The organism is Stenotrophomonas pictorum JCM 9942, assembly GCF_001431585.1.
GTDB classification, from domain to species: domain Bacteria; phylum Pseudomonadota; class Gammaproteobacteria; order Xanthomonadales; family Xanthomonadaceae; genus Stenotrophomonas; species Stenotrophomonas pictorum.
The window spans coordinates 1-3626 of record NZ_LLXS01000060.1 but is presented as its reverse complement, the minus strand read 5'-3'; the positions used below and the strand labels follow the sequence as shown (position 1 = coordinate 3626).

4 protein-coding genes and 1 pseudogene are annotated in these 3626 nt (G+C 67.7%); 1 reads left to right on the top strand and 4 read right to left on the bottom strand.

What is annotated here, in order from left to right:
• The first annotated feature begins 50 nt into the window (after positions 1-50).
• Positions 51-224: a M2 family metallopeptidase gene (locus tag ARC78_RS17155; protein WP_425480573.1), complete on the top strand. Its 174-nt coding sequence runs from the start codon at positions 51-53 to the stop codon at positions 222-224.
• Here the strand turns inward: ARC78_RS17155 and ARC78_RS15270 are convergent.
• From ARC78_RS15270 to ARC78_RS15255, 4 genes and pseudogenes are all read right to left on the bottom strand, one after another.
• A pseudogene (locus ARC78_RS15270) lies at positions 149-1114 on the bottom strand (M2 family metallopeptidase); the annotation flags it as partial. The gene ARC78_RS17155 and the pseudogene ARC78_RS15270 overlap by 76 nt on opposite strands.
• A gap of 71 nt (positions 1115-1185) precedes the next feature.
• The gene (locus ARC78_RS15265; protein ID WP_054660400.1) at positions 1186-1620 is read right to left on the bottom strand and encodes an EamA family transporter; all 435 of its coding nucleotides are present in this window, start codon (positions 1618-1620) and stop codon (positions 1186-1188) included.
• A gap of 25 nt (positions 1621-1645) precedes the next feature.
• Positions 1646-3301 carry a phosphoethanolamine transferase gene (locus ARC78_RS15260; protein WP_054660398.1) on the bottom strand — a complete coding sequence of 552 codons (1656 nt, stop codon included), beginning with the start codon at positions 3299-3301 and terminating at the stop codon, positions 1646-1648.
• A partial coding sequence (locus ARC78_RS15255) for a phosphatase PAP2 family protein (protein WP_338062236.1) occupies positions 3298-3626 on the bottom strand: 329 nt, incomplete at its 5' end. The genes ARC78_RS15255 and ARC78_RS15260, both read right to left, overlap by 4 nt.

Below are 3626 nucleotides of genomic sequence, written 5' to 3'. Positions count from 1 at the left end.
CCAAGCTGTACAAGCAATACGGCAAGAACAAGGCCGAGGTGGGCGTCGGCATGATCGCCGCGCACCTGACCGGCAACATGTGGCAGCAGGACTGGAGCAACCTGTGGGACATGACCGCGCCTTACCCGAATGCCGGCAGTCTGGACATCACCGCCGCGCTCAGGTTGCCCTGGTACTGCTTTTCCAGCGCGGCGGTGATGTCCAGACTGCCGGCATTCGGGTAAGGCGCGGTCATGTCCCACAGGTTGCTCCAGTCCTGCTGCCACATGTTGCCGGTCAGGTGCGCGGCGATCATGCCGCCGCCCACTTCGGCCTTGTCCTTGCCGTATTCCTTGTCCAGCTTGGCGCGGGTGTAGCAGTGGACCTGCTCGTACAGCGGCTTGACCTGTTCCCACAGGCGGTCGGTTTCCGGGCCAACCTGCTCGGCCGGCATGTCATAGCCGCTGCGCCACATCTGGCCGGCGTCGCTGTAGCCCAGCTCGCGGGCGCCTTCGTTGACCAGTTCGACGAAACGCTGGTAGCTGGCGCGCGAGGGCACGGCGGTGGAGTGCCAGCCCTGCCAGGCGTCGAGCTGCTGGTTGTAGTCGCGCGAGGTGGCCAGCACCTTCTCCAGGTCGCCGAGCTGGCGGCAGTTCCTGGCATCGCCTTCGCCCACGCAGTAGGTGCCGGCGCCGTAGTCGCCTTCCAGCTTGGTGGCGATGCCGGCCAGCTCGGCCAGCTTGGCCGGATCGCGCGGGGCGGGCATGGCGGTCATCAGCTTGAGCAGGCTGATGGCGCGCCTGGTGTCGGCGCTCATCGGCTGGCCTTCGTACTGGTTGGCTTGCTCGATCCAGCCGTTGAGCGTGGTCAGCCAGCGCTCGTTGGCCTTGGCGGCCACACGCGCCGAATCGTCATTGATATAGGTGGAGGACAGCCACTGCGCCGAGGTCATCTCCGGGTACATGGCCTTGTATTCGGCATTCACGCGGGCGATGAACTGGTCGGCGCTTTCGGCCGGGGCGGCGGCGCTGGCGGCCGGCGCGGCGGCGTCGGGCGCGGCGTCCTTCTTGCAGGCGGCCAGCGAGAGCACGGCCACGCCAACCGCGGCGGCCAATACCAGATGACGATTCTTCACGGTGATCCCCGGAGTGATTTCAAGTCCGGCGAAGGTAGAGCGGCCGCGTCAGCGCCGCAAGTGGACAAAGGTCAGCGCCTGATCGCCATCAGCAGCACGCCACCGCCGATCATCGCCACGCCCAGCCATTCCCGCCACGCCAGCCGCTCGTGCAGGAAGGCCGCCGCGAACAGCGCCACCAGCACCACGCTGAGCTTGTCCACTGGCGCCACCTGCGCGGCCGGACCGCGTTGCAGGGCGCGGAAATAGCACAGCCACGAGGCGCCGGTGGCCAGCGCCGACACCGCCAGCCAGCCGACGGTGGTGGCGGGCAGTTGCAGCGGGTTGTGCCATTTGCCGGTGGCGGTCACGAACATCGCCAGCACCACGACGATGATCGCGGTGCGCAGCAGCAGCGCCAGATCCGGATCGATGCCCTGCAGGCCGAGCTTGGCGAAAATCGCGGTGAGCGCGGCGAACACCGCCGACAGCAGCGCCCAGGGCAGCCAGTGCGGGAAGGTGGCCATAGGGCTCTCCGCCAGATGCCGGTACTCAGCTGCTGCAGCCGGCGAACACGTCCTGCGCGCGGTCGTACACCGCCGTTTTGACCTGCATCAGGCCCAGCACCGAGGGGAACAGGTTGTCGTGGTCGGCGCGCTGTGCGGCCCGCTCGCGCAGGCAGGCCAGGTCGATGCCGCGATCGGCGGCGAAGCCGGGCGAGAACCACATCAGCATCGGCACCCGTGTCTGCTCTTCCGGGGCGATGGCGTAGGGCATGCCGTGCAGGTAGAGGCCTTTCTCGCCGAGCGATTCGCCGTGGTCGGACAGGTAGATCATCGCCGTGTCGTAGTCCTCGATACCGCGCAGCGCGGCGATGGTGCGGCTGAGGAAGTGGTCGGTGTAGCGGATCGAGTTGTCGTAGCTGTTGACGATCTGCTCGCGGCTGCACTGGCCCAGGTCGGCGGTATCGCAGGTGGGCACGAACTGGCGGAACTGCGCCGGGTAGCGCTGGAAGTAGCTGGGGCCGTGGTTGCCCAGCTGGTGCAGCACCACCACCCGGTCACCGGGTTTGGCGCGCACCTGCGCGGCCAGATCGTCAATCAGGATCTCGTCCATGCAGCGGCCATCGGCGCACAGGCCGGGCGTGGTGGCATCGTCCAGGTGCTGGGTCTGCAGTCCCTCGCACACCCCCTTGCAGCCGGACTGGTTGTCGCGCCACAGCGTGGCGATGCCGGCGTGCTCGAGCACGTGCAGCAGCGACTGGTTGCCGCGGATCTGCTTCTCGTCGTAGTTGCGGCGGCCGAACGGGGAGAACATGCACGGCAGCGAGACTTCGGTGCTGGTGCCGCAGGCATGCATGTCCGGGAAGTTGATCGCGCCGGTCTGCGCCAGCTCCGGTGTGGTCTGGCGGGCGTAGCCGTTCAGGCCCCAGTTCTGCGCGCGCACGGTTTCGCCCACTACCAGCACCAGCAGGCGCGGCTTGCTGCCGGCCGCGCGCGGCGTGGCCTTGGCATCGGTGCCCAGCGGCAGTTTGGGCTGCCGCTTGATCGGGCTGGCGGTGGCCAGGTTCTGCTTGAGCGCGATCAGGTAATTGACCGGCGTGGCCAGATAACGCACTTCGCGATGGTTGCGCATCAGTGCCGAGAGGTCCTGGAACGAGGCCATCGCGCCGCCACCGCCAATGAGCATCACGCCGGCCAGCAGCAGCACCCGCCACAGCAGCGTCTTGCCCCAGCTGCGCTTGCGCAGCCGCACCCGCCACAGCAGCAGGGTCGGCAGCAGCGCGTAGCCGAGCAGCGGCAGGATCAGCGCCGGGGTCATCAGCTCGCGCGATTCCTTGTGGTCGGTGGCCAGCACGTTGCGCAGCATGTCCGCGTCCAGATAGACGTTGTAGCTGTTCATGTAATGCGTGGCGAAGGCGGTGGTGACGAACAACACGGTCAGCAGCACCTTGGCGTTCCAGCGCCACACCAGCAGGCCCAGCAGCAGCGCATGCACACTGAGCAGCAAGGCGAACAGCGAGACCGCGAGCAGCACATTGCCGGGGTTGGTGGCCATCGCGCTGCGCCAGAAAAGCCCGTTGCAGACCAGCGCAAAGAACGCGCTGCTGAGCAGGATCAGGATTTCGGTGCTGATTTGCGGACGCCAGCTGCGCAGCTGGCGCCAGGACAGGCGCGACGTGCGGGCAACAGGAACGGCAGTGCTCATGCGGCTTCCTCCAGGACGCTGACCGGTGCGGGTGAGGCGGATGGAGCGACGGCAGGGGCGAACAGCAGCAGGTACAGCGTCGAGGCAACGGCCCAGCTGATCGCCAGTGACCACAGGTCATGGGACAGGAAGTGCGCACCGCGCAGCTGCTGGGCCACGCCGAATATAGCCCCGACCGCCAGCGCCGTCAGCAGGGCCGGCCAGCGCCACTGCGGACGCACTTCACGCATGAAAAAGAACAGCGCCACCCAGGCGTAGCCGGAGCCGGCATGGCCGGCCGGGAAGCAGGCCGGATTGCCGAGCGCGGCCGGCCATGCCGGCTCCG